Origin of the sequence: Pandoraea capi (genome assembly GCF_902459735.1) — a bacterium.
Taxonomy (GTDB): domain Bacteria; phylum Pseudomonadota; class Gammaproteobacteria; order Burkholderiales; family Burkholderiaceae; genus Pandoraea; species Pandoraea capi.
The window spans coordinates 550,590-573,761 of the sequence record NZ_CABPRV010000002.1 but is presented as its reverse complement, the minus strand read 5'-3'; the positions used below and the strand labels follow the sequence as shown (position 1 = coordinate 573,761).

Sequence of the window (23,172 nt, the reverse complement as noted above, 5' to 3'; positions counted from 1 at the left end):
GAAATCGTCAGTGATGTGTCTCGTGCCACTTGCGAACGGCCGCCATGGTGTTCTCGACATGCTTGTCCGGATCCATGCTGATGTAGCTGTAGATCACCTTGCCGTCGGGCGCGATCACGTAGGAAATGCGATTGGCGATGTCGGGCTTGAGTGCCAGCACGGCATCGTACGCCTTCATGATCTTTTGGTCAGTGTCGGCCGCCACGGCGAACTTGCTGCGACATTCGGACACCGAGAACTTGTTGAGCGTATCGATGTTGTCGTGCGAAACACCGATCACCGTCGCGCCCATTTCCTTGAACTTGTCCGTGGCTTCCGCGAAGTCGTGGGCTTCGATCGTGCAGCCCGCGGTGAATGCGGCAGGGTAGAAGTACAGCACGACCGGGCCCTTCTTGAGGGCGTCGGCGAGCGAGAAGGTGAAGACCTGGCCGCCAAGCGACGCTTGTGCCTTGAAGTCGGGCGCGGCTGCGCCGTTCTGCAATGCCGCATGGGCGGGGATCATGCACCACGCCGTGATGCCGACGATGGCGGCTGCGGCAGTCATTCCGAACCAACGTTTCATGCAAGGCTCCCAAAGTGGATGCTTAAGGATAGAGGCTTGCGAGGGCGCTGTCCAACGTGCGCCGTCACCTTTGACGACGTCGCAACGGTCCTGTCGCGTGGCGTCCACGCGTGTGTGCTGGTGTCTGTGGTAGTGCTGCGAACGATGACAGTCTACGGTCGATTCCGTGACAGGCGTCTGTCAGTGTCGCGTCATGATCCGTCGCTCCCGCCGCTGCCACCGCCACTGATTGGCAGGACCGTCGTGGACTTGATCTGCGAGAGCGCGATCATCGAGTTGACCTCCTGCACCATCGGCAACTGGGACAGCCGCTCGAAGAAGAAGCGTTCGTAAGCTTCGACGTCGCGCGTCACGATGCGCAGCAGAAAGTCGACGTTGCCCATCAACACGTGGCACTCCAGCACTTCTGGAAATTCCTGGATGGCCTTGGAGAATTCGGGCAGCGCGCTGCGGCTGTGGCCCGCGAGTTTTACGTGGGCAAACAGCATGACGTTCAACCCGACTTTCTTGCGGTCGATGAGCGCAACCCGTCGCTGAATCACGCCCTCGGCATCGAGCCGGTCGATGCGACGCCAGCATTGCGACTGCGACAGGCCGATGCGCTCGCCGATCTGCGCGGCCGACAGCGAGGCGTCTTCCTGCAAGAGTGCGAGGATTTTTTCATCGAATTCGTCAATTTGCATGATTTATTCCTCGAATTGATTGAATTTGAATTAATCATGTGAAATCAGCGTGTTTTTGTCAACGATACGCGAAGCATTTACCTGCTGATGCCCGTAAACTCTCTTCCTATCGATGGTATTTGCCGGAACCATCCCTTCAAGTTCGACCGACTCCGCAGGAAAAACACGACACCATGAAACTCGATTTGACTCTTCCCACTGCCGAAGCCGCGACCGGTGCCGTCGCCCAGCCCGTTGCCCCGTTGTCTGCCAAAGGCGCAGACCTCATTGCGCGCACGCTGGTCGATATTGGCGTCGATACGGTGTTCTGCTACCCGGGAGGCGCCAACCTCGAGATGCTCGATGCGCTGTCTCGCGTGGCGATCACACTGGTGCGCACGGAGCATGAGCAGGGTTCCGTGTTCGGGGCGCAGGGGTATGCACGTGCCACGGGCAAGCTCGGCGTCTGCCTTGCGACGTCGGGCCCGGGCGCGACGAATCTGGTGACGGGCATTGCCGATGCGGCCAGCGATTCCGTGCCGATCCTCGCGATCACCGGGAACGTGGCAACGCATTGGCTGGGCAAGAATGCGTTCCAGGAGGTCGACATCGTGGCCATCACGAAGCCGGTCACGAAGCTCGCGCGCCAGGTGCGCGAGGCCCGCGATATTCCGGCGGCGCTGCGCGAAGCGGCGGCTTGCGCCTTGGCCGGTCGTCCGGGCCCGGTCTTGCTCGACTTCCCGAAGGATATTCAGCAGGCACGCCCCGACCAGCCGACGGACAAGCGTTTCACCCCGGCGGTGCCGGCGGGCATGAGCGATGAGACGGCGCAACGCATTGCCGCGTTGCTCTCACAGAGCGAACGGCCGGTGATCTACGCCGGCGGCGGGGTGATCGCGTCGGGCACGGGCGCGCAACTCGTGGCGCTGGCCGAAGCGCTCGACTGTCCGGTCGCGCTCACGATGATGGGGCTGGGCGCGGTGCCGGACGATCACCCGCTGTTGCTCGGTCCGCTGGGCATGCATGGAGCTTACGCGGCGAACGTTGCCGTCAACGAAGCCGACGTGGTGCTGGCGCTCGGCGTGCGTTTCGACGATCGGGTGATCGGTGACCCGGCGTCGTTTGCGCGTCACGCCAGGATCGTTCATATCGATGTGGATGCCGCCGAAATCGGCAAGAACAAGCCGGTGACCCTCGGCGTGCACGCGGATCTGCGCGACGCCTTCACCGGTCTGCTGGCGCATGCCACGCGTCGCGACGTGCCGGCATGGCACGCGTATCTGCGTCAGCGCCGCGAGGCGCATCCGCTGCGCTCGCCAGGCGCGGCGCAGGCCAGCTCGGTTGGTTCGGTGGATTCAGCCGGTGCGGACGAGAGCGTGCTGACCGGCGTTGACGTGATCGCCGCGCTGGCAGCGTTGCTCCCGCCGCAGGCCGTTGTGACGACAGGGGTGGGACAGCATCAGATGTGGGCCATGCAGCATCTGCGTCTGCGCGAGCCGCGCACGTTCCTGTCGAGCGCTGGTTTCGGCACGATGGGCTTCGGTCTGCCGGCCGCCATCGGCGCCAAGGTGGCGTTGCCGGACGTGCCCGTCGTCGATATCGACGGCGATGGCAGCCTGAACATGTCCGTCAACGAACTTTCGACCTGCCGTCGCTACGGGCTGGGCGTGAAGGTGCTCGTCATCAACAACCAGTGGCTGGGGATGGTGCGTCAGTGGCAGGACATGATCTATTCGCGCAACCGTGTGGCCTCGTCGCTCGTCGACCCCAATGTGCCGGATGGCGCGGACGACGGCCGTCCGTATCCGGACTTCGTCACGATCGCTGCGGGATACGGCGTGGCCGGAGCGCGCGTGACGCGGGCGGAAGAACTGCCGGCGGCACTGGAGCGCATGCTTCAGGACCCGAGCGAGCCGTATCTGCTCGACGTGCTGGTCGCCCGGGAAGACGATGTCTATCCGATGATCCCCGCAGGCAAGACCTACCGTGATGTGGTTTTCGGGCCGGGGCAGACGGCCGGGCCGATTGCAGCGGGCGCATTCTGATTTGCGCGTCCGGTGTCAGGCGTGAGGTGGGGGGGGCGGGTGCGTCCCTTCCCTCGGTTTTCGGGGTGACTTCACGCCTTATCGCCCGGCAATCGAAAGCCTGTCGGCGCGGGATTGACGGCGATTTTCCGGCATTTCCATCCGGTGAGAATCCGGCCTCACGTCGCGAGATCGCAACGAGCTAACCCGCTTTGGCGGGTTTTTTACGTTTCGGGGGCAGCGAGGAGTATCATTGCGCTCTTTCTAGAATTCTCGCCAAGGAAATCAATATGTTGACGAAGCGCCTGGTGCTGGCCGCCGCCTGTATTCTGACGACCTTCGCCGCGCTGCCGGCAGCGCAGGCCGCCGATCCGACCTACACCGTAGGGGCAGGCGGCACGTACCGTCCGTTCGAATTCGAGACGCCGCAAAAGGAACTGGTCGGCTTCGATATCGACGTGATCAAGGCGATCGGCAAGGCCGGCGGCTTCAACGTCAAGCTGGTCAGCACGCCGTGGGAAGGCATCTTCGCCACGCTGGATCAGGGCGATCGCGACATCATCATTTCCGGCATCACCATTACCGACAAGCGTCGTGAAATGGTCGACTTCTCGGCCCCGTACTTCCCGGCCGATCAGGTCATCATCACCGCACCGACCGCAAAGGTCACGGGTCTGGCCGATCTGAAGAAGCTCCAGGTCGGCGTGGTCAATTCGAGCACCGGCGACATCGCCGTCTCGGAAGAACTCGGCAAGGCGAGCACCGCCATCCGCCGCTTCGACAACACGCCGCTCATGCTCGAAGAGCTGTATCGCGGTGGTGTAGACGCCGCCGTGGGCGACGTCGGCGTGATCAAGTTCTACATCAAGAGCCACCCGGAAAAGCCGTTCAAGTTGGTCTACGACAACAAGTTCAAGCGCCAGTACTTCGGTATCGCGGTGAAGAAGGGTAACAAGGTCGCGCTCGACAAGATCAACACCGGTCTGAAGAAGATCGTGGCTGACGGCACCTACGCCAAGATCTACAAGCAGTGGTTCGACGCCGACGTGCCGACCCTGCCGCAGCAGTAAACCGGCGCACCGCATTCAACGCGTGTAAGATTCGCGCCACGCGCGCCAGAGACTCTGGCCACTCGCGGCCCGTGAGCTGATCGTCGAATTACGACGTCATCCCCGGGCCGCGAGCGTTTTTCTGCCGGGTAGTCGAGGCTTTCCGGTCCGTTTCATTTTGTGAGAAAGGTGCTTCATGGGTGGGTTCCAGTGGAACATCATCAGCGAATACATGCCCCTGTTCGTCGAGGGCACGCTGATGACGCTCAAGTGCACGGTGATCTGTGTGATCGCCGGCACGTTACTTGGGCTCGTGCTTGGCGTTGGCCGTCTGGCCGAAGCGCGTCACGGCTTCTATAAGTATTTCCTGCGCTACGCGGTGCAATATCCGGTGCGCTTTTACGTCAGCTTCTTCCGCGGCACGCCGCTGTTCGTGCAGATTCTGCTGATTCACTTCGCGCTGATGCCCGTGCTGATCAATCCGTCGGGTGGCCTGCTCGTGAGCGGTGATTTCGCCCGTGAAATCCGCTCGCAGTACGGCGCGTTCATGTCGGCCGTGCTGGCGATCTCGCTCAATGCCGGCGCCTACGTGTCGGAAATCTTCCGCGCCGGTATCCAGTCGATCGACCGGGGCCAGGCCGAAGCCGCCCGCTCGCTGGGCATGACCTATATGCAGACGCTGCGCAAGGTCGTGTTGCCGCAGGCGTTCCGCCGCATGCTGCCGCCGCTGGGCAACAACGCCATCGCCATCGTGAAGGATTCGTCGCTCGCGTCGGCCATCGGTCTGGCGGAACTGGCGTACGCGGCACGTACCGTATCGGGCGCCTACGCCCGTTACTGGGAGCCGTATCTGACGATTTCGCTCATCTACTGGGTGATCACGCTGGTGCTGTCGGCATTTGTTCAACATCTTGAAACGAGGTACGGCAAAGGTGATCGTCGTCAATAACCTGCAAAAGCAGTACGGCGAGACGCACGTACTGCGCGGCATTTCGTGCCGCATCGAAGAAAAGGAAGTGGTGTGCGTGATCGGGCCGTCGGGTTCCGGCAAGAGCACCTTTCTGCGCTGCCTGAACGGTCTGGAAGACGTGTCGGGCGGCGAAGTGCTCGTCAACGGTTTTCACGTGGAAGATCCGAAGACCGACATGAATGCCATGCGTGCGAGCGTGGGCATGGTGTTCCAGCGCTTCAACCTGTTCCCGCATATGTCTGTGCTCGAGAATCTGATTCTTGCACCGATGCAGGTGAACGGCATCAAGCGAGCCGAGGCGGTGACCATCGCCGAGCAACTGCTCCGGAAGGTCGGTCTGATCGACAAGATCGACGCGTTCCCGAACCAGCTCTCGGGCGGCCAGCAGCAGCGCGTGGCGATTGCTCGCGCGCTCGCCATGAAGCCGACGGTGATGCTGTTCGACGAGCCGACGTCCGCACTCGATCCGGAACTGGTCGGTGAAGTGCTGGAAGTCATGAAGTCGCTCGCCGGAGAAGGCATGACGATGGTCGTGGTGACCCATGAAATGGGTTTCGCCCGGGAAGTCGCCGATCGCGTTTTCTTCATCGATCAGGGCGTGATCATGGAAGAAGGCCCGCCCGAGCAGATCTTCACGGTGCCCAAGCACGAACGCACGCGCGAATTTTTGCGCAAGGTCCTGTAATTCTCACGAATTCCCACGACCGCGACACGCGCAGAGGTATATCCGCGCGCCGCATCTGATTACAATGCGAGGGTACGCGCGCCGAGTGACTCCGAGCACCGGCGCGTCGCAGGCACCCTGAGCCATTCGCCAGGTTTTTTCACAGGGCAGCGACCTATGTCCGACGTTGCCCCGCAATCGCAGATTGCACTCCGATTTCACGAGGTAGTCATGAGCCAGCAAATCGCTGTGACCCGCCAGACGTTCGACGACGTGATGGTGCCCAATTACGCTCCTGCCCAGATGGTGCCCGTGCGCGGCGAAGGCTCGCGCATGTGGGATCAGCAAGGTCGCGAGTATGTCGATTTCACCGGCGGGATCGCGGTCAACGCGCTCGGCCATGCCAACCCGGAACTGGTGAAGGTCATCGAAGATCAGGCCCGCAAGGTCTGGCACATCGGCAACGGTTACACCAACGAGCCGGTGCTGCGTCTGGCGAAGGCGCTCACCGAGGCCACGTTCGCCGACAAGGCGTTCTTCTGCAATTCGGGCCTCGAAGCCAACGAAGCGGCACTCAAGCTGGCGCGTCGTTACGCGTACGATCACGCTGCGGAGCGTGGCGGCAAGGAAAAGAGCGAGATCATTTCGTTCTACAACTCGTTCCACGGCCGCTCACTGTTCACCGTGAGCGTGGGTGGTCAGGCCAAGTACACCGAAGGTTTCGGCCCGATCCCGGCCGGCATCATGCATCTGCCGTACAACGATCTCGAGACCGTCAAGGCGACGATTTCGGACGCGACGGCGGCTGTCATCGTCGAGCCGGTGCAGGGCGAAGGCGGCGTGCTGCCGGCCGATCCGGAATTCCTGAAGGGCTTGCGCGAGCTGTGCGATCAGCACGGCGCGTTGCTGATTTTCGATGAAGTGCAGACGGGCGTCGGTCGCACCGGCACGCTTTATGCGTACGAACAATACGGCGTGACGCCGGACATCCTGACCACGGCCAAGGCACTGGGCAACGGCTATCCGATTGGCGGCATTCTCACGACCCGCAAGATCGCGGCAAGCTTCTCGCCGGGGACGCACGGCTGCACGTACGGCGGTAACCCGCTGGCCACGGCGATCGCCGGCCGTGTGCTGGAACTGATCAACACGGCCGAGACGCTGAACGGCGTCAAGGCGCGCCACGATCACTTCATCAAGGGTATCGAAGCGATCAATGCCCGCCACGGGGTGTTCGAACAGGTGCGCGGCATGGGCCTGCTGATCGGCGCCGTGCTCAAGCCGGCATTTGCCGGCCGGGCGAAGGATATCGTCGGCGAAGCTGAGAAGAACGGCCTGATGCTGCTGGTCGCGGGCGGTGACGTGGTGCGTTTTGCGCCGTCGCTGAACATCCCGTTCTCCGACATCGACGCCGGTCTCGCCTCGCTGGAAAAGGCAGTCGCGACGGTGGCGGCAACGGCAAAGGCTGCTTGATCGCGCGGCTGCGTTTTCTGCACGCCAGGGCCTGAGCCATGCCCAGGACTTCGGGCCGGACCGACGGATGACGTCGCTCCGGCCCTTGTTGTATCCAACGGATCCAACGCTTCCCATCCTCCATCACGGAATGCCCCACATGATGCATCCATCGAAAGCGGTGACCCAAACCCACGCGCTCACCGAGACCGATCCCACGCACGACGGCGCGGCGAATTCGTTGCGTGTGGTGCGTCTGGCGCGTCCGGGCGATCTGCCAGCGTTGCTCGCCCTGGCGGCGCTGGCCGGCCCGGGGATGACGTCGTTCAAACCGGACCGGGCGGCGCTGGAGGCGCGTCTGACGCGCGTGGCCGCCACGGTCGAGGGTCAGGCGCCTACGGCCGAGCAGGGCTATCTGTTCGTGATGGAAGACGTCGAGACCGGGGAGATCGCCGGCGTCTGCGGGTTGGAGGCGGCCGTTGGGCTGGAGCAGCCTTTCTACACGTATCGCAAGGACACCATCGTCCACGCGAGCCGCGAATTGAACGTGTGGTCGCGCATGCTTACGCTCTCGCTGTCGAACGATCTCACGGGTTACAGCGAACTTTGCTCGCTGCTGCTCGACCCCAAGTGGCGAGGCCACGGCAATGGCGCCTTGCTCTCGAAGGCGCGTTTCCTGTTCATGGCGCAGTTCCCCGAGCGCTTCGGCCCGCACGTGTGTGCCGAACTGCGCGGATTCTTCGACGACGATGGACAAAGCCCGTTCTGGCAGTCGCTCGGGCAGCACTTCTTCAAGATCGACTTCGATCAGGCGGACTATCTGACGTCCATCGGGAAGAAGTCGTTCGTTGCCGAATTGATGCCGAAATACCCCATTTACGTTGACTTCCTGTCGCCGCAGGCACAGGCGGCGATCGGCGTGACACACCGCGATACGTTACCGGCGCGGCGTTTGCTGGAACAGGAAGGGATGCGCTCCGGCGCGCACGTCGATATCTTCGACAGCGGTCCGGTGCTCGAAGCGCGGGTGGCCGATTTGCGCGCGGCGCGCGATAGCCGTTACCTGTCGGTCAACATCGTGACGACCGATGACGGGGCACCTGCGGTCGCGCCGAATGCCGAACCCTATCTCGTGGCATGCCTCGGTCTGCACGGGTTCCGCGCCACGCTGGTGACGGGGCGTCCCGAGCGACGTGCGTTTGCGCTCAGCCCGCTCGCCGCGAAGGCGCTCGGCGTGAAGCAGGGTGATCGGGTGCAGGTGTTACCGCTCAAGCCGCCGCGCGCCGAAGCCGTCTGACCCCGTTGCGCAAGCGTTCCTCCGAGCGCGCTCAGAACTGAATCGTCGCCGTCACCGTGTCCGTATAGACGCCGGGGGCTGGCGTCGATTGTGATGGGACGAGCGCGAAGATCGGAATGACCTGAACCAGACCGGTGCCCACGCCGGTCAGTTGCGACGTGCCCGCCGTGCCATCCCCCCAGATCGTGGCGTAGCCGCTGTCCAGATACAGCTGATAGCGCACGCTCGCCGTCAGCCCGGTCATCGTGCGTGACGTCACGGTCCCGAGCAGTCCCCCCGAAAGGCTGACCCGGAAGGCATCGTTCTTCGTGCATTGCACGCTCAGTTGCCCGCTGCTGGCAACAGGGCTGGCGAGTGCCGATTGCGTCGCAAACGTGATGTTGGCCGCAGCAATGGTGCAGTTGTTGATGACGGTGACATTGGCGGTGAACGGTGAACCGGGGACGGCTGTCATGGCCGTGCCGCAGGCCGGCGCGGGCGAGAGCGCGGCGTAGGACGCGTATTGCAGTACGGTGTCGGCCGACGCGAACGTGCGCGAATAGACCGTATTGCTGCTGCCCGAGGTCGGCACCGTGGTCTGCCCTGCCGAAATCCTGCCGTAGAAGTTGACGTTCTGCGTCACCGTGCCGCCGAGCAACGGACGCGCCATCGTGAGCGAAATAACGTTGCTCGTGCTACTACCCCACGCATTCGAGAACGACGGATCGGTGAAAAGTCCGAAATTGATGACACTGCCGGCGCTCGCGGCGCTTGTCAGCGTGAGGGGCTGACCGGTGTTGAGCGACAAACAGAGTTTGACGTTCGGGTTGCCGCCGAGCACGGGCCAGGTGCATGACACGGGAAACGTGCCGGTGGCCGAGAGCGCGAATCCCGAAATCGGGCTGAAGGCGGCGAAGGCGAGTGTCGGCGTACCCACCGCGCATGTCTGTGCCTGAGCGCTAAGGGCTAACGCGAGGCATCCGGCGGCGAGCGATGCGCGCTTGAGGATCATGAGTGGCTCTCTTGTGACGATGGCGTCGATGGCGGAGGGTTGTCTGGATCCTTCGCTGCCGGCGATGCCGGGGGCGACGCCGATTCGCCCGCCAGCGTGCCGAACACCACGCACGCCAGCGGGCCGACGCGGGCAATACGTCCTTCCGGTGGCGTCGTCCAGTCGAACGAGACGCGGCAACGCTGGCGTCCGTCACGCGATTCAAGCGTGTTGCGCGCGCCGAGTGCGTCGACGAACACTTCGCCGTCATACCCCACGACCGTCACGATTCCGCTTTGCACATGACGGACCGAGGTGCCCGGCCGCAACGGCTGTCCCGACGCATCGACGAGGGTGACGAGTGCCGCCCGGTAGCGTCGCGCAGGGAAGTGCACCAGCACGCCGCTGCGTGCTTGCGGGGCCACACGTCGCTCGGTGGTGGTGACCTCCAGGTCGGCGGGCAGATGCATGGGATTGATGCCGATGCGCGAGGCTTCGTAACCGTTCAGGTCGGGCACCAGAAAGTAGCCACGCGAATCGGTGTGTCCGACGGGCACCGATTCGCGCAGCACCGGCACATGCGCTTGGGCGTCGGTGCTGACCAGTGCGAAGGCGTCGTAGGTGCGGCGTGTCGCGTGGATGCTGTTGTCCATGACGACCAGCGCGCCGGTCATGCCCAGCGCAGCCCCCGACTGACGTCCCACGCGTTGCGCGAGGGCCGAGATTTCGCCGTGGCGGCCGAGATACTGCACCTCGCCCTGCATCGTGCGTTGCGAGAACGCCCGTCCGCCCAGCACTTGCCATCCCCATCCGCCGTTGTAGTCCGGCGTGCGACTCGCGCCGACCCACGCCTGCGTTTGCCCGTCCTGCTGACTGAACGATGCATTGCCCAGCGCCGCACTCGCGCTGTCTGACGTGCCGCCCAGCAAGACGCTGAGCATGGCGAAGACGCCGTGGGAGCGTCGCCGGGCGAAGTCGCGAAACCCGCCCATGGAGAGCATGCCGCGCGTGCCCGCCGGTAGCGTGAGGCTGGCGGACAGCACACGCGTGGCCGGTTGGCGCGACGCACGCTGCGCGAACCATGCCAGCGACGCGGTGCTGCTGCGCGCAAACGGAATCGACACGGTCACGCGGTCGCTGGCGCGCGGCACCGGCACGCCGTCGAGCGTCGCGATGTCGTGATAGCGCCCGGTGGTGCGGATGACCTGTGCGTCGATGCTCACCCGTCGCGACAGGTATTGATAGCCAGCACTCCACTGGCCGCCGGTACCGCGTCCGCCGGAAATCGACGCCGACGCACTCACGACGCCCGCATGCCCGAGTGCGACGAGCGCACCCGCGCCGCCCAGCGCGAGACGTCGGCCGGCCTGTGCCTGCGCTTCGACGGTGACTGTATCGGTCGCGCCATAGCGTGCGGCCAGCGAAGCGACAGGGTGATGCCGGTACGCGAACGAACGCACGCCGTAGTCGTCTCTCGGCAGACCGGCTTCCACGGAGAAACTCGACAGGCCGCGCGCGAGCAGACGCGGGTCGATATAGAGGGGGACCGTGGTGATCTGTTCGCGGCCCAGCGCATCGCGCGTCACCACGCTCGCTTGCAGATCGCCCGTCAGCCCCGGGGTCTCCTGAATGACGAAGGGGCCCGGCGGCACGCGTCCGCCCATGCGTCGGACGCCGTCGAGATAGAGGTCGACGGAGGAGGGCACGACGGCGCTGCCACGCAATGCAGGGATCGGGAAGGTGACGAGGTCCGGGCGCAATGCGAAGTTGCGGCGCCATTGCACGCCGGCGATGCGCAACGAGCGCGACCATGAGAGCGAGCCGGTGATGAGGTCGCCCGCAATCCAGGTGGTGAGGCGCGACGGGTCGTCGTGTTGCCACCAGGTGTCGTAGCGGCGGTAGCCGTGTCGCCCGCGAGCGTGTTCGGCAAGGCCGGTTTGTTGGAGCGTGCCGCCTGACCAGAAGCCGCGAACTTCACTCCACAGCGACGCGCGGGTGAAGCGGTCACGTTGCACGTAGCCATCGTAGTTGACGATGACGCCAGTGTCGGCGCTCGCGCCGAGAACCAGCGGCTGCGGGCTGCTCAGGTGGTATGGCGAGAGCCATGCGTCGCCGACGTCGAGCGCCATCGTCTGGCGCGACGCGTCGTAAGCGGTGCGAATGCCGTCGAGCGAATCGAGCGCGACGTCGGTCGCGTCGTTCGGCGGTAGCCGATGCGACGTGAGCCCGAGTGCGCGCAGGTCACCCGCTTTCGCGTACCAGCGGCCCTGCCGTCTCGTGAAAGGTGCGATGCGCCCGGTCGACTCTCCGTTGACGATGACTTCCAGGACGTAAGGGCCGTCGAACCGGGAGATGCCGGCGGTCGCGGTCATGCCTGGCACCGGAGTCGAGTCGGCACTGACGGCAGGCGTACGCTTGCCTGCGGCCGCCAGTGTCGCGTCATCGAACAACGCCATGCCGGGCGCGTGCGGCGCCGATGCCGAACTCGCGCGCGTGCGATCGATGTCGTCGGTCTCCGGCGGGGCGCCAAACGCCGGACCAGCCGATGCCGTCGAGAGCGCCGCAAACGTGGCGAGCGCGGCGCTCATCGAGACCGCAGCGGACACTCCCGTGGCGCGGGGCGCGACACCGGTCTGCACTGGCGCGGCGCGCCTGAGAGCGCGGCGGGCGGCGGCACGGCTAGCGCTCGCCATCCGGCGAGACGTCTGCGGCAAAGCGCATCGGTACCGCGTCAATGCGCGACTCCACCGTGTACGGGGCCACCGGCGGCGCCCCTGCGGGCCAGCGCACGGCAAAGCGGCGTGTCTGACCCGCCAGCACATAGCCGAGCAGGCCGCGTGTCAGTTCGACGCTGCGCCCGGAGGCATCGAGCACCCGTGTCGCACCAAGCTGGGCATGGCGCTCGCCGTCGTTGCGTACTTCCAGCTCGCCTTGCGCCATGCGTACGTCGAAATGCAGCGATGGCGCGCGCGTGTTGGCTGCCTGCACAAACACCGGCAGCGAATACCGCAGGCGGATGGACACGCCCTCAGACGGCGTGGCGTCGGCCGACGGCAGTTCGTCGACCAGCAGCCGGTAGCTCTGTTCATTACCTTCGGGCTTGCGGGCAACGTGCACGAGCCGGACGATCTGCCGCTCGCCCGGCTCGATACGCACGATGGGCGGGCTGGCGATGAGCGTCTCGGTCGGTGTGAGTACGTTGTCGCCGTTGCGCTGTGTCCAGGCGTATAGCCGAAGCTGGCCGTGAATCGGCAGATCGCCGGAGTTGCCGAGCGTCAGCGTGGTGGCGGGCTGCGTGGGCAGAATGTTGACGATGACGGGGGAGACTTGCAGCGTCGCGCCGTTACCGTCGGTCACGCAGAGGGTCAGCAGCGCGACAAAGGCGCCGCCGCATGCGTAGGCCGTAGGTCGCCGGACGACGGGGCTCGGAGGACGCTTGATCGTCATGATTGACCTGATGTGTCAGAAGTAGACAGTTGCCGTCACCGTCGAAGCGTAGACGTCCGGCTCGGGCATGGTGGCCGACAGCGTGGCCTGACCGTAGACGGTATAGGTCTTGAGCACGCCGGTGCCCGAGTCGCTCAGCGTGTTCGAGCCTTGCGTGTTGCCCCACGGCGTGGCGTAGTTGGCGTCCTGGAACAGGCCGAACGGGATGGTCGTGGTGTTGCCGGTGAGTGTGCCGGCCAGCAGGCGGTTCGTCTCCGTAGAGTTCGGCACCGTCCCGGCATTCAGGCCGATGTTGTAGCCGGTGGAGGCCGTGCAGATGACCGTGAGCGACGACGTACTCGCCACCGGCCCGGTCGCCGAGCCCTGCACGGCGTTGAACGTCATGGGGGTGGCGGCGATCGTGCAGCCGGGCAGGATCGTCAGTTGCACCCGCATTTGCGCGGTGGCCGAACCATTGGAGTAGACGGCAGCGTGTGATGGGGTGCTGTGTCCGAGCACAGCGACGATGCCGGAGACGGCCAGACAAAGCAACGGTCGGTTCATGATGATTCTCCTTTGGAGTCCTATTTGATAGAGCGATGTATTGCTGTGGGGACTGCGTTATTGACGTTCACATCACGTGCACATCACGCCCGTTCACGCACTACGTTTCGGACGCTTTTTACGTAGTTTATGAAGGCATTTGCCCGAAATACGCCCGATCAAAGTGTTTTCGGAATGATCCCAAGCGAAGGCGGAAATGCCGCTCGGCGAGTGTCGGATACATACGCGCAACGCGCACGTTCTCTTGTGACGCAGTGCGCATGATCGGGGGGATTTCCGGTAACGATCGTGGGGTGACGTCGTGAGGTGCGGCCCCATGCCGCAGGGCTGGCGCGAGATTCGCGGGCGCCGGCACTGAAAGTGCCGTCTGGTATGCGGCGCAGCAAATCGACATCAGATGACGCGCGTCAAAGTGGCTGCCGATGGCACAAGCATTCGCACATATTTCACTTGCTCTCACGTCGAAGCCGTCTCTAGAATGACTTCTTGACGCGCATCGGGCGCCCAATCACATCAAACGTGTGCTAGGCCGTCAGTCGCCCGTGTTCGCTGCCTGCGGATATTTCACGAGAGGGATGCCATGCTCAGACTTCTGTCGAAATACTGGTGGTTGCTTGTGCTGCGCGGCGTGTTGGCCGTGATCTTCGGAATCGCGGCCTTTGCGTTACCGGGCGTGACGATTGCGGTGCTGGTGCTCTGTTTCGGCGCGTTTTCGTTCGTGGACGGCATCTTCTCGCTCGGCGGCGCATGGAGCGCGCGCCAGGAGCACGCCGACTGGTGGCTGCCGCTGCTGCAAGGTATCGCGGGCATAGTCATCGGAGTCCTGACTTATCTCAACCCGGCGTTGACCGCCGTGGCGTTGCTCATCTATATCGTGGCCTGGAGTTTCGTCACCGGCGTGTTGCAGGTGGCCGCCGGCATCGCGCTGCGTCGCGAGATCAAGGGCGAACTGTGGGTCATTCTGTCCGGCGTGTTCAGCATTCTGTTTGCCATCTTCATCATGTGGCAGCCGGGCGCGGGCGCGCTCGCCCTGATCTGGGCCATCGGGTCGTGGGCCATCATCTGGGGCGTGCTGCTGGCAATGGCCGGTTTCAGACTGCGAGGCGCAGGGCACCGTGTGTCGCCTGCGCCCTCGGGGCACCTCGGGTCCTGACCCCTCGCAAACAGGGTGAACTCAGCACACATCCCATCCGTTTCCCTTCGTCCGCACGAGCCCGGCCAGCAAGGCAGCACGGCCGGTGTCCGATGCCGACGGCTTCCCCCCCCGGCGACCTGCGGGCCGCCAGACGTCAGGAGTGTCAAATGGCTCTGAATCATACGCGTAACACGCTCGGTGAAAAAATCCGTATCGAATCGGTCAATCAACTGAGTCGCGGGCTGGTCAACGGCATCGATGTGCAGCGTCAGGCGAAGCAGGCGCACTGGAACGTGCATGGCCCGGGCTTCATCGAGCTGCACCTGTTGTTCGACAACGTCTATAACGCGGCCATCGAGTGGGCCGATCTGTGCGCCGAACGTCTTGTCGCGCTGGGCGGCGTGGCTGATGGCCGCGTGCAGACGGTGGCTCAGAAGACTGAACTGCCGACTTACAAGAACGAGTTCAAGCGCGGTCTCGATCATGCCGCTGCACTGGCCGAAGCGCTCGCCGCGTATGGCGAGATCATTCGTGGCCTGATCGATGCGTCCGCCGAAATCGGCGACGCGACCACGTCGGACGTCTTCACCGAAATCTCGCGCGGTGTCGACGATCACCTGTGGAAGGTCGAAGCGCACCTGCGCGGTGAGTGACTGAGTGACGCGGTTGCCGGGCATCCGTTCGGGTGCCCGCGACACGCACGGGCACGGTGCCGGGTCCTCGACGGACATCGGTGTCGTGACCCGCGCATCTCGTTGTCAGACCGGCAGATTCGGTCGATTCGCCGAGGGCCGAAGACGAACGCGCGCACCGGCATATCCCGGCGCGCGCGTTTGCATGTCCTGCCCCGCATCCCCTGCATCTTCTGCATCCCCCCGGAGCCGCTATGACTACCCGTAACCTGAGCCAGATGTTCCAGCCGAAATCGGTCGCCGTGATCGGCGCGTCCAATCGCGAGCGCCGCGTGGGTACGACCGTGCTGCAGAACGTCGTGGACGGGGGCTTCAAGGGCGACATCTATCCGGTGAATCCGAAGTATTCGACGCTGGCCGGTCTGAAGTGCTACCGGGATGTCGGCGATCTGCCGCAGGCGCCGGATCTCGCCGTCATCTGCACGCCGCCATCCACGGTGCCCGATCTCATCAAGGAACTCGGCGAGCGCGGTACTCGCGCGGTGGTCGTGCTGACCTCGGGACTCGCACGCGAGAAAGATCGCCACGGCGTGACGTTGCAGGAGCGCATGCTCAAGAACGCGAAGCCGCATGTGCTGCGCATTCTCGGGCCGAACTGCATCGGGCTGCTGAGCCCCGGCATCGGCCTGAACGCGAGCTTTGCGCACATGGGCGCGCGGGCGGGCAAACTCGCCTTCGTCTCCCAGTCGGGGGCGCTGACGACGGCTGTGCTCGACTGGGCCGATGCCCGTGAGATCGGCTTTTCGCATTTCGTCTCGATGGGCGACAGCGCGGACGTGGACTTCGGCGACATGCTCGACTATCTCGCGAGCGACCCGGGCACGGACGCCATTCTGATGTACATGGAATCGATTCGCGACGCGCGCAAGTTCATGTCGGCTGCGCGCGCGGCCGCACGTAACAAGCCGGTCGTCGTGATCAAGTCGGGACGCGTGCCCGAGGGCGCGCAGGCAGCCGCCTCGCATACGGGGGCGCTGGCCGGATCGGACGACGTGTACGACGCTGCCATCCGGCGCGCCGGGATGCTGCGCGTGGATACGACGGATGAATTGTTTGCCGCCGTCGAGACGCTCGCCCGTCTACGCCCGTTCGTCGGCGACAAACTCTCGATCATGACCAACGGCGGCGGTGCCGGCGTGATGGCCACCGACGCGCTAATACTCGAAGGCGGCAAGCTCGCCCATCTGAGCGACGCGACGCGCGAGGCGCTCGACGCCGCGCTGCCGAAGACGCTGGGGCGGGTCAACCCGGTCGATATCGGGGGGGACGCCGACCTCGACCGCTATACGGCAACGCTTTCCGCGCTGTGCGGCGACCCCGAGACGGCTGCGGTGCTGTTCATTCAGGCGCCGACGGCCGTCATGCCGAGTCTCGACGTTGCGAACGCGCTTGCGGCGTTACCCAAGCCACCAAAAAACGTCTTCACCTGCTGGCTCGGTGGCGAGACGGCCGAGCGCGCGCGTCGCATCTGTCGTGAGGCCGGCCTGCCGACCTACGACACGCCGGAGAATGCCGCCCGGGCGTTTCTCGAAGCGGTGAACTATCGACGCAACCAGTCGCTGCTGATGGAGACGCCGCCCTCCATTCCGCCGGGATTCGCGCCCGACGTGGCGCGTGTGCGGGCCATCGTCGACAGTGCCATGCGCGAGGGACGAGCGCTTCTCACGGAGCCGGAAGCGAAGGGCGTGCTCGCTGCCTACGGCATTCCGGTCGTGGAGACGCTCGTCGCCGGGACGCCCGAACTCGCGGGCGAGTTGGCGAAGGGCATCGGCTTTCCGGTGGCCGTCAAACTGATTTCGCCGGACATCACGCACAAGTCGGATGTCGGCGGTGTCGTGCTCAACATCGAAACGGCGGAGCAGGCGAGCGAGGCCGCGCGTCAGATTCGCAAGCGCGCGCTGGCCGCGAAACCCGACGCTCGCGTGACCGGTTATTCGGTGCAGCGCATGGCCAACGGCGCGGAGGCGTTCGAATTGATCGTGGGCGTGGCGACCGACAACGTTTTCGGGCCGGTGCTGTTGTTCGGGCAAGGCGGCACGGCCGTCGAGGTCATTGCCGATCGTACGATCGGGCTGCCGCCACTGAATCTGAATCTCGCGCGCGACATGGTGGCGCGTGCACGCGTGTCGAGGCTGCTGGCGGGGTATCGCAATCGTCCCGCCGCCGATCATGAGGCGATCTATCTGACGCTGGTGAAGCTCTCGCAACTGGTGTGCGACGTGCCGGAAATCGCGGAACTCGATATCAATCCGCTATTTGCCGACGCACGCGGTGTGCTCGCGCTCGACGCTCGCATCGTGGCGCGCGCGCCTGCCGTGCCGGGACATGGCCGGCTGTCCATCGCGCCGTATCCGCAGGAGCTGGAGAGTACCGTGGATGCGGGCGGCAAGCCGGTGCGGGTGCGTCCGATCCGGCCGGAGGACGAGCCGGCGTACAACGCGTTCTTCCATACGCTTACACCGCAAGACGTCCAGTTCCGCTACTTCGGGCTGATCAAGGAGTTGTCGCACTCACAGATGGCGCGCGTCACGCAGATCGACTACGACCGCGCAATGACGTTCGTCGCCACGGAAAAGGACGAGGCCGGGCAAACCCGTTTGCTCGGCGTGGTGCAGGCGCTCGCGGATCCCGACAACACGGTCGCCGAGTTTGCGGTGACGGTGAGTCCGGCGGCGCAGGGGCGCGGCCTGGGACGCGCGCTCATGGAGCACATCGTTGATTACAGCCGCAAGCGGGGCACTGGGGAACTCATCGGCTATGTGCTCTCGGCAAATACGCGTATGCTGACACTCGCCCGTCATCTCGGTTTTGTCGAAGACAAGGAAATGGAGGCGGGCATTCTTCATATCCGGCTGCCGCTGCAACAGACGGCGCAGGCGCGGGAGACACGCAAGATGTGACGGCGGACGATGGCGGCCGGCACGCTCACTGCGCCCGGCGTTTGCTCGCGGGGCAGGGCGGCCGCCTCGACCAGGAAGACGAATGCTAGTGAATTGCGTGGCCTATGAGGATGGCCGCAAGATCGCCGATCTGCACCCCGACGAAATCTCGGACTATCTCGAACGTCCGCATTGCTTCGTCTGGGTGGCGCTCAAGGACCCGGGCCCGGGAGAGCTGGCGCAGATGCAACATGAGTTCGGTCTGCACGACCTTGCCGTCGAAGACGCGCAGCACGGTCATCAGCGTCCGAAAATCGAACAGTACGGCGACTCGCTCTTTGCCGTGCTTCACGTGCTCAACAAGGACGACGCCGGCGACTTCTCGATCGGTGAGGTGGCGATTTTCGCGGGGCACAACTACGTGCTCTCAGTCCGCTCGAATGCGACGCAGGGGCTTGGTGCGGTGCGCGCTCGTGCGGAGAAGGAGCCACATTTGCTGCTTCAGGGGTCCATCTTCGTGCTCTACGCATTGATGGACGCCATCGTCGACAGCTACTTTCCGGTGTTCGACGATCTCGAAGCGCAACTCGAAGCCATCGAGGAGCAGATTTTCACGCCGAATGCGCCCACCAAAGGGCGCGCGATCATCGAGGATCTGTATCAGCTCAAGCGCCGGCTCATTACGCTGCAACACGCCTGTGTGCCGCTCATGGAGGCGGTCAGCAAGCTGTTCGGGGCGATGGCGCCAAAGCTTTGCGGCGGTATGCAGGAGTATTTTCGCGACGTCTTCGACCACCTTCAGCGCATTACGAAGAACATCGATTTGCTGCGTGAAATGGTGACAACCGCGTTGTCCGTCAATCTCGGCATGATTTCGCTGTCGGAAAACGAAACGACGAAACGTCTCGGGTCGTTCGCGGCGTTGTTTGCGGTGCCCACGATGATCGCCGGGATTTACGGGATGAACTTCGACGACATCCCCGAATTGAAGCTCCATTACGGCTACCCGATCTGTATCGCCGTGATGATCATCATCGACCTGCTGCTGTTCCTCAAATTCCGTAAAGCCGGCTGGCTTTGACCGCTGGGGCGAGGGGGTGGAAGGCCGGGGAAGGCGGGGGCAAGGCCTTGCCTTTCATGTCAGGTGCATGTCCTGACGGGCTTTGCGGCCGCCCCTGTTGCCCGGTGGCAACGCGCCGTCGATCCTCCATTTTTTCGCAGTGACCGGCGTGGAGTAACTGTTCTAGAATGCGTCAACGCCGCGTCAGACGGTTGCCAAGGGTTGAAAACTACAACAAACCGTCAGGCAAAAAGGGGTCAGATATTGAACGCACCACTCACGGGGATCCGCGTCATTGAGTTCTGTCGCGGCGCGGCGGGTGCCTATTGCGGCATGCTGTTGGCCGACATGGGCGCAGACGTCATCATGGTCGACGAACCTGTCGACGAACTTTCCAGCGATAGCCAGAACCCGCTCGGCGAAACCGCGCAGTTGGGTTTGCGGCGCAACAAGCGATCCGTGGCACTGGATCTGCTCACACTCGAAGGCCGTAGCCTTGCTCACACCCTGGTGCGCGGGGCGGACGTCGTCATCGAATGTCTGCCGCCAGGCACACTGTCGCGTGCGGGGCTCGCTTATGACGCGCTAAGCGGTGTTCAGCCGCATCTCGTCTACGTCTCCATTTCCGCTTTCGGTCAGGATGGCCCGCGCTCGGCGGCCCAACAGGGCGGCGTGCCCGCGCTTGAAGCGCTCAGAGGAATGCTCGGCGCGGCGTCGCACGGCGCCGAGCCGCCGCGCGACCTGCCGGTTGCCGATCTTGCCGCCGGCCTTTACGCCGCATTCTCTGTCTCGGCAGCGTTGGTCGCAGCGAAGCAGCAGGGGATAGGCGTGCATATCGACGTGCCAATGCTCGGCGCGACGCTCGCGATTGCGGCCCTGCGCGCCGGAGACGCCGGGGCTGAAGCGGCCCAGCGGGCCGGGCTCGTTCCTGCGGCAGCGATGGTGCAACCGGTCGGCGAAAGCGTGCCCTCGATGTCCCGGCAACGGCAGGCGCTGGCCGATGCGGCAGGACTCGGCAAGGGGTCTCCGCTGGCTGGCAATGTCGCTGATAGTGGTCCTGACGGGAAACGTTTTGGTGGCCCGGTGGCACCGTGGCCCACGTTCCGGGCGCGCGACGGGTATTTCGGCATGGATCTCGACGGACCGGCCCATTGGCAGGCGATCTGCGCACTGGTGCACCGGGTCGATCTGCTCGACGACTCGCGGTTCGGTAACGCGCGCGAGCGGGCTCGCCATCAGGCTGCGTTGCGCGACGTGCTCGAAGCGGTATTCGTGCAGGAAGATCGAGGCGTCTGGCTGGCAAGGCTCGTTGCCGTCGGGGTGCCTTGTACAGCGATCAGCACGTATTCGCGCGTGCTTGCCGATCCGCAGGTCGCGCACATGGGATGGGTGCGGCCTATGGTGCTGCCCAGTGGCGAGACGACGCACACGATCGTCTCGCCCGTTCGGTTGAACGGACAAAGCCCGGTGACCCGGATCGATCCGCCCGCACCCGGCGCGCACACGGGCGACATCCTCGCGGAACTTGATGCTGTCGAGGCGGAGAATACGCCGCCCTCGGAGGCATCTCGCACCTAGTCTGATTTCGTCTGTTCCCTCGTTTTCAGATCATGCGGCACTCCTGGAGTGCCGCTTTTCATTTTGCCTTGGCGTTTTGCGACGACGCCATGTTCCCCTCATCTGCCGTCATTCGTCCTTATCGTGGCACCCATCGTTAGGGCAACCCACCGCCGGGACTTTTCCTGAATTGCCCATTTCTATATAATTCATCGTCATAAGCATATGACCAATAGTGATTTGGATCGTGTGCCAAATCACCTTTCGCTGGATCTCGCCCATGTTTCCCGACTTTTCGAGCGCCTCGTCTGCTGCCGCCGTCCTGGGTGCGGCTGTCGGTCTCGTGCTGGGTCTTACCGGGGCTGGCGGCGGTATTTTCGCCGTTCCCGCATTGGTCTTCGGGCTGGGGTGGGGCGTGCCACAGGCGGGACCCGTGGCGTTGCTCGCTGTGGGAGCGAGCGCTGCGGTCGGTAGCGCGCAGGGCTTGCGTGCCGGGATTGTGCGATACCGGGCTGCGATATTGATGGCGGGAATTGGCGTTTGCATGGCGCCGCTGGGTAGCTGGATGGCGCATCGGCTGCCGGAGCGATGGCTCGTCGGGCTGTTTGCCGTCGCGATGCTCATCGTTGCGGCGCGCATGTATCGGGCGTCGCGAGGCGGTGCGGCGAAGGCGGCCGACAACGGGGCGGCAGTGTCCTGTGCGCCTCTGCCGCCGTGCCGTATGGATCCGTCTACGGGGCGTCTGCACTGGACGCGGCGAGTGGCTGGCACGCTCGGTGTTATCGGTGCGGTGTCGGGCTTTGCGTCGGGATTACTGGGCGTGGGCGGCGGATTTGTGATCGTTCCCGCGCTGCGCCGCTTCACAGACATCACGGTGCACGGTGTCGTGGCGACGTCGCTGTTCGTCATTGCGCTCATCTCCGCGGGTACCGTCGCCAACGCCTGGTGGCACGGCATGCACCCGGGGGCGCAAGGCTGGACGTTCGTCGTCGGGGCGGTCGCCGGAATGCTGTTCGGGCGTGCACTCGCACCGCGTCTCGCCCCAACCCGGCTTCAGCAAATCTTTTCTGTGCTCATGGCCGCCGTCGCGCTGGGAATGTTCGTTAAAGCCTTTGGCGCGTGATTCTCTTAAAGCGGTAAATCCCGCAAGCCTAAGAAATACCATCGATTTAATCGGTGGTTGATTCGCTATTAAACCGCGCATCCAAATCCCTCGAAATTCGCAACGTCTTTCGAGTGAAATTATTGATATTCGATACGCCGGTCTTGCGTGACTCAGGGACTGTGGTTCGCGTCACAGTCACCTTTCGAATGAATCTTTTCCTCACCTGACTGTCCATTAGAACGCTGCGTGAGCGTTTGCACTACGTCACTTGAGTTTTTCCCGCATACAGATGCAATGTAATGCGTGCGCCACGTGAGCTGCGAACGGTGATCCTCCTATTTTGGACTAGGATATTTCCTATAAAGAGTTCCAAAACGGTAGGGTTTTGTAGATTTATCCTATATTTCCGCTGGTCGTGAAAGTGACGCGTAACGTTTTGATGTCACGCGGCAATGCGATTGGTAATGGACCAATGACCACAACCTACGTTGACGCTTTCCTGGCCGATTCGTCCAGCCGCCCGAAGGCTGGGCGTGCAAGTGGGCGGCGCGCCGTGACGACCCTGATGCGTTTGGGCGGCGCATTGGTGGCTGCACTGCTTGTCGGATGTAGTGAATACAAGGCATCGACGGCAAGTGTGAGCGGCCCGGCTTCCGAATCGGAAATGGAAGGGACATCGCTGTCGCGCGTGGAGTCGCAGGATGCAGTGCCGCGGGAAGTCGAAACGCGGATGCGACCGGTGGCCGCGGCAGTCAAGATGAGTGGTACGCCGCAAGTCGGCGTCGTCGTGAGTGGCTCGTATCGCTGGATGGCGGACTGGCCCGAGACCGATAGCGTGCATCTGTGGGAAGCGGCATCCGGACCGACGCGCATTCGCGTGGTCGGGCGCGCCCGCGAAATGATGCCCTCGGCCGGCTTGCGCGGCGTTCGCATTCGTTACTGTGTCAAGCCGGTGATCGGCACGGACACATCCCGGTTGACAGGGCACAAGACGTGCTCGGCCTGGACCACCGTCGACGGCGCCAAGACTGCCGATGTCGCTGGCTAGCGACGGCTAGCGCAGGCGACAGGCAGGGGCGAGAAGGCCCTTTGCGCCGGACTGTC

Annotated in this window: 19 protein-coding genes; 13 read left to right on the top strand and 6 right to left on the bottom strand. The window is 64.0% G+C overall.

Going from position 1 to position 23,172, the window contains the following annotated elements; translation table 11 throughout:
* Nucleotides 1–7: 7 nt before the first annotated feature.
* Together PCA20602_RS05945 and PCA20602_RS05940 are read right to left on the bottom strand one after the other, a co-directional pair.
* The gene (locus tag PCA20602_RS05945; protein WP_150720397.1) at nucleotides 8–562 is read right to left on the bottom strand and encodes a peroxiredoxin; all 555 of its coding nucleotides are present in this window, start codon (nucleotides 560–562) and stop codon (nucleotides 8–10) included.
* A gap of 191 nt (nucleotides 563–753) precedes the next feature.
* Nucleotides 754–1,245, bottom strand: coding sequence for an Lrp/AsnC family transcriptional regulator (locus PCA20602_RS05940; protein WP_150720396.1), 492 nt, complete (start codon nucleotides 1,243–1,245; stop codon nucleotides 754–756).
* Nucleotides 1,246–1,418: 173 nt separating this feature from the next.
* On the opposite strand from PCA20602_RS05940, the gene ilvB reads away from it, so the two are divergent.
* The 6 genes from ilvB to astA all read left to right on the top strand — a co-directional run bounded on the left by ilvB (nucleotide 1,419) and on the right by astA (nucleotide 8,680).
* Complete coding sequence (ilvB, locus tag PCA20602_RS05935; RefSeq protein WP_150720395.1) at nucleotides 1,419–3,269, top strand: biosynthetic-type acetolactate synthase large subunit; 1,851 nt, start codon at nucleotides 1,419–1,421, stop codon at nucleotides 3,267–3,269.
* A 269-nt stretch (nucleotides 3,270–3,538) separates the two neighbouring features.
* On the top strand, nucleotides 3,539–4,318 hold the full coding sequence (locus tag PCA20602_RS05930) for a basic amino acid ABC transporter substrate-binding protein (protein WP_217432373.1): 780 nt from the start codon (nucleotides 3,539–3,541) through the stop codon (nucleotides 4,316–4,318).
* A 175-nt stretch (nucleotides 4,319–4,493) separates the two neighbouring features.
* Nucleotides 4,494–5,246: an amino acid ABC transporter permease gene (locus tag PCA20602_RS05925; protein WP_069343131.1), complete on the top strand. Its 753-nt coding sequence runs from the start codon at nucleotides 4,494–4,496 to the stop codon at nucleotides 5,244–5,246.
* Nucleotides 5,230–5,952: an amino acid ABC transporter ATP-binding protein gene (locus tag PCA20602_RS05920; RefSeq protein WP_150720394.1), complete on the top strand. Its 723-nt coding sequence runs from the start codon at nucleotides 5,230–5,232 to the stop codon at nucleotides 5,950–5,952. The genes PCA20602_RS05925 and PCA20602_RS05920 overlap by 17 nt, the downstream gene beginning before the upstream one ends.
* A gap of 210 nt (nucleotides 5,953–6,162) precedes the next feature.
* On the top strand, nucleotides 6,163–7,404 hold the full coding sequence (locus PCA20602_RS05915) for an aspartate aminotransferase family protein (protein ID WP_150720393.1): 1,242 nt from the start codon (nucleotides 6,163–6,165) through the stop codon (nucleotides 7,402–7,404).
* 220 nt (nucleotides 7,405–7,624) lie between these two features.
* On the top strand, nucleotides 7,625–8,680 hold the full coding sequence (gene astA, locus PCA20602_RS05910; protein WP_150720577.1) for an arginine N-succinyltransferase: 1,056 nt from the start codon (nucleotides 7,625–7,627) through the stop codon (nucleotides 8,678–8,680).
* Between the two features lie 31 nt (nucleotides 8,681–8,711).
* Here astA and PCA20602_RS05905 read toward each other — a convergent pair whose 3' ends face one another.
* From PCA20602_RS05905 to PCA20602_RS05890, 4 genes are read right to left on the bottom strand one after another with little or no spacing between them, the layout of a single operon-like run.
* On the bottom strand, nucleotides 8,712–9,671 hold the full coding sequence (locus tag PCA20602_RS05905; protein ID WP_150720392.1) for a Csu type fimbrial protein: 960 nt from the start codon (nucleotides 9,669–9,671) through the stop codon (nucleotides 8,712–8,714).
* Nucleotides 9,668–12,343 carry a fimbria/pilus outer membrane usher protein gene (locus tag PCA20602_RS05900; protein ID WP_174980836.1) on the bottom strand — a complete coding sequence of 892 codons (2,676 nt, stop codon included), beginning with the start codon at nucleotides 12,341–12,343 and terminating at the stop codon, nucleotides 9,668–9,670. Before PCA20602_RS05900 ends, PCA20602_RS05905 begins: the two co-directional genes overlap by 4 nt.
* Nucleotides 12,330–13,097, bottom strand: coding sequence for a fimbrial biogenesis chaperone (locus tag PCA20602_RS05895; protein WP_150720390.1), 768 nt, complete (start codon nucleotides 13,095–13,097; stop codon nucleotides 12,330–12,332). The genes PCA20602_RS05900 and PCA20602_RS05895 overlap by 14 nt, the downstream gene beginning before the upstream one ends.
* A gap of 15 nt (nucleotides 13,098–13,112) precedes the next feature.
* Entirely contained in the window at nucleotides 13,113–13,640 is a 528-nt protein-coding gene (locus PCA20602_RS05890; protein WP_150720389.1) for a Csu type fimbrial protein, read from the bottom strand.
* Between the two features lie 580 nt (nucleotides 13,641–14,220).
* Between PCA20602_RS05890 and PCA20602_RS05885 the strand changes: the two genes are divergently transcribed.
* The 7 genes from PCA20602_RS05885 (at nucleotide 14,221) to PCA20602_RS05855 (ending at nucleotide 23,116) form a co-directional block, all read left to right on the top strand.
* Complete coding sequence (locus PCA20602_RS05885; RefSeq protein ID WP_150720388.1) at nucleotides 14,221–14,793, top strand: HdeD family acid-resistance protein; 573 nt, start codon at nucleotides 14,221–14,223, stop codon at nucleotides 14,791–14,793.
* Nucleotides 14,794–14,942: 149 nt separating this feature from the next.
* Entirely contained in the window at nucleotides 14,943–15,428 is a 486-nt protein-coding gene (dps, locus tag PCA20602_RS05880) for a DNA starvation/stationary phase protection protein Dps (protein ID WP_150720387.1), read from the top strand.
* A 233-nt stretch (nucleotides 15,429–15,661) separates the two neighbouring features.
* On the top strand, nucleotides 15,662–18,367 hold the full coding sequence (locus tag PCA20602_RS05875; RefSeq protein ID WP_150720386.1) for a bifunctional acetate--CoA ligase family protein/GNAT family N-acetyltransferase: 2,706 nt from the start codon (nucleotides 15,662–15,664) through the stop codon (nucleotides 18,365–18,367).
* Between the two features lie 82 nt (nucleotides 18,368–18,449).
* Nucleotides 18,450–19,427 carry a magnesium/cobalt transporter CorA gene (gene corA / locus PCA20602_RS05870; protein WP_150720385.1) on the top strand — a complete coding sequence of 326 codons (978 nt, stop codon included), beginning with the start codon at nucleotides 18,450–18,452 and terminating at the stop codon, nucleotides 19,425–19,427.
* 243 nt (nucleotides 19,428–19,670) lie between these two features.
* Nucleotides 19,671–20,984: a CaiB/BaiF CoA transferase family protein gene (locus PCA20602_RS05865; RefSeq protein WP_150720384.1), complete on the top strand. Its 1,314-nt coding sequence runs from the start codon at nucleotides 19,671–19,673 to the stop codon at nucleotides 20,982–20,984.
* A gap of 259 nt (nucleotides 20,985–21,243) precedes the next feature.
* On the top strand, nucleotides 21,244–22,086 hold the full coding sequence (locus PCA20602_RS05860) for a sulfite exporter TauE/SafE family protein (RefSeq protein WP_150720383.1): 843 nt from the start codon (nucleotides 21,244–21,246) through the stop codon (nucleotides 22,084–22,086).
* Nucleotides 22,087–22,540: 454 nt separating this feature from the next.
* Nucleotides 22,541–23,116, top strand: coding sequence for a hypothetical protein (locus tag PCA20602_RS05855; RefSeq protein WP_150720382.1), 576 nt, complete (start codon nucleotides 22,541–22,543; stop codon nucleotides 23,114–23,116).
* Nucleotides 23,117–23,172 lie beyond the last annotated feature (56 nt).

Bases quoted from the DNA above. Each gene is read 5' to 3' on its own strand.
- PCA20602_RS05945 (WP_150720397.1), bottom strand. From the start codon at position 562: ATGAAACGTTGGTTCGGAATGACTGCCGCAGCCGCCATCGTCGGCATC.
- PCA20602_RS05940 (WP_150720396.1), bottom strand. From the start codon at position 1,245: ATGCAAATTGACGAATTCGATGAAAAAATCCTCGCACTCTTGCAGGAA.
- ilvB (WP_150720395.1), top strand. From the start codon at position 1,419: ATGAAACTCGATTTGACTCTTCCCACTGCCGAAGCCGCGACCGGTGCC.
- PCA20602_RS05930 (WP_217432373.1), top strand. From the start codon at position 3,539: ATGTTGACGAAGCGCCTGGTGCTGGCCGCCGCCTGTATTCTGACGACC.
- PCA20602_RS05925 (WP_069343131.1), top strand. From the start codon at position 4,494: ATGGGTGGGTTCCAGTGGAACATCATCAGCGAATACATGCCCCTGTTC.
- PCA20602_RS05915 (WP_150720393.1), top strand. From the start codon at position 6,163: ATGAGCCAGCAAATCGCTGTGACCCGCCAGACGTTCGACGACGTGATG.
- PCA20602_RS05905 (WP_150720392.1), bottom strand. From the start codon at position 9,671: ATGATCCTCAAGCGCGCATCGCTCGCCGCCGGATGCCTCGCGTTAGCC.
- PCA20602_RS05900 (WP_174980836.1), bottom strand. From the start codon at position 12,343: ATGGCGAGCGCTAGCCGTGCCGCCGCCCGCCGCGCTCTCAGGCGCGCC.
- PCA20602_RS05895 (WP_150720390.1), bottom strand. From the start codon at position 13,097: ATGACGATCAAGCGTCCTCCGAGCCCCGTCGTCCGGCGACCTACGGCC.
- PCA20602_RS05890 (WP_150720389.1), bottom strand. From the start codon at position 13,640: ATGAACCGACCGTTGCTTTGTCTGGCCGTCTCCGGCATCGTCGCTGTG.
- PCA20602_RS05885 (WP_150720388.1), top strand. From the start codon at position 14,221: ATGCTCAGACTTCTGTCGAAATACTGGTGGTTGCTTGTGCTGCGCGGC.
- dps (WP_150720387.1), top strand. From the start codon at position 14,943: ATGGCTCTGAATCATACGCGTAACACGCTCGGTGAAAAAATCCGTATC.
- PCA20602_RS05875 (WP_150720386.1), top strand. From the start codon at position 15,662: ATGACTACCCGTAACCTGAGCCAGATGTTCCAGCCGAAATCGGTCGCC.
- corA (WP_150720385.1), top strand. From the start codon at position 18,450: ATGCTAGTGAATTGCGTGGCCTATGAGGATGGCCGCAAGATCGCCGAT.
- PCA20602_RS05860 (WP_150720383.1), top strand. From the start codon at position 21,244: ATGTTTCCCGACTTTTCGAGCGCCTCGTCTGCTGCCGCCGTCCTGGGT.
- PCA20602_RS05855 (WP_150720382.1), top strand. From the start codon at position 22,541: ATGACCACAACCTACGTTGACGCTTTCCTGGCCGATTCGTCCAGCCGC.